The following is a 467-nucleotide window of genomic DNA, read 5'->3' as shown; positions in this document are numbered from 1 at the left end:
CCGCATAGCAATGCTTGCACCCGGGCGAGATCTTGGTGCACCCGACTGTCGGGTTCCACGTTTGCTCAGTCCACTCAATCTTGCTGATGGTTGTCATCGAGATATTCCCTGTTTTTTTATCTTAGCCCCACCGTCCGACTGCGGCCTATAGCTTCGGACAATGCCCCTGACGACGCCGATGATGTTCAGGGTCTTCTCGGGAGTCGCCGTCTTGCCGTCCATGCCATGCGATACGAGGCGCGGTTGACCTCGATCATTCCTGAATTCTTTGATGGTCTGGCTACCATCGATTTCGGCCACCACGATGTCGCCGGTCAAAGCCTGCGAACTCGTCTCAACCACGGCGACGTCGCCACTAAGAATCCCGGCATTCAGCATTGAATCGCCGCGCACCTTCACCAGCACGGTCTTCGAAGGCTTCGCCATCAACAGTTGATCGAGAGCCTGGGCTTGTACAAGGCCCGTAG

The 467-nt window shown here is 56.5% G+C and carries 2 protein-coding genes; both read right to left on the bottom strand.

All coding sequences use genetic code 11. The features are described from left to right. Window positions 1-97: DUF5131 family protein (locus tag D7V88_RS42175; protein WP_120546003.1), on the bottom strand; the 97-nt coding region annotated here is incomplete at its 3' end. Next, a partial coding sequence (locus D7V88_RS42170; RefSeq protein WP_208726790.1) for a LexA family protein occupies window positions 94-467 on the bottom strand: 374 nt, incomplete at its 5' end. The genes D7V88_RS42175 and D7V88_RS42170, both read right to left, overlap by 4 nt.

This window comes from Corallococcus terminator (assembly GCF_003611635.1).
Lineage (GTDB): Bacteria > Myxococcota > Myxococcia > Myxococcales > Myxococcaceae > Corallococcus > Corallococcus terminator.
This window is presented reverse-complemented; position numbering and strand designations above follow the sequence as displayed.